The sequence below is a fragment of the Syntrophomonas sp. UBA5494 genome, assembly GCF_002426325.1.
In genome coordinates, this window is record NZ_DIPG01000078.1 from 4,479 (window position 1) to 4,992 (window position 514).

A 514-nucleotide genomic window follows, 5' to 3' on the forward strand; every position below is an offset into this window, starting at 1 on the left:
TCGCTGCCAGAGAGAAAAGGTCACCGGCTGAGAGCCTTTTTACAGTATGAAGTTGCTCGAATATGCACCCGGGAGCAGATATGCCGAAATAGGAGTAGGCATATCCGGTTAAAGACCGTTACCATGAAGAGAGGGGCGTTTATCGCCCAATTGGAGTGGAACCGCGGAAGTCAGCCTTTCGTCTCTTGGAGACGAAAGGCTTTTATATTTAAGGAGGGGAAATAATGTTTGCCATGCTGCGACAAGAGGTGAAAGTAGTTTTTGAAAGGGATCCAGCCGCCAAGAGTGTACTGGAGGTTCTATTCTGTTATCCGGGCTTTCATGCCATTATTCATCACCGCATAGCCCATTTTTTCTACCGGCATCGACTATTTTTCGTGGCGCGTATGATATCGCACCTCAACCGGTTCCTGACCGGAATCGAGATCCATCCCGGGGCTAAAATCGGAAAAGGCTTGTTCATCGATCATGGCAGCGGGGTGGTTATCGGAGAAACCACCGAGATAGGGGATAA

General features: G+C 49.0%; 1 protein-coding gene and 1 other annotated feature (1 of these 2 running past the window's edge). The gene reads left to right on the forward strand.

What is annotated here, in order from left to right; translation table 11 throughout:
* Positions 1-189 (forward strand) — a binding site (T-box leader); it begins 127 nt to the left of the window's first position.
* Between the two features lie 35 nt (positions 190-224).
* Positions 225-514: serine O-acetyltransferase (locus B3W37_RS08790; RefSeq protein ID WP_483175419.1), on the forward strand; the 290-nt coding region annotated here is incomplete at its 3' end.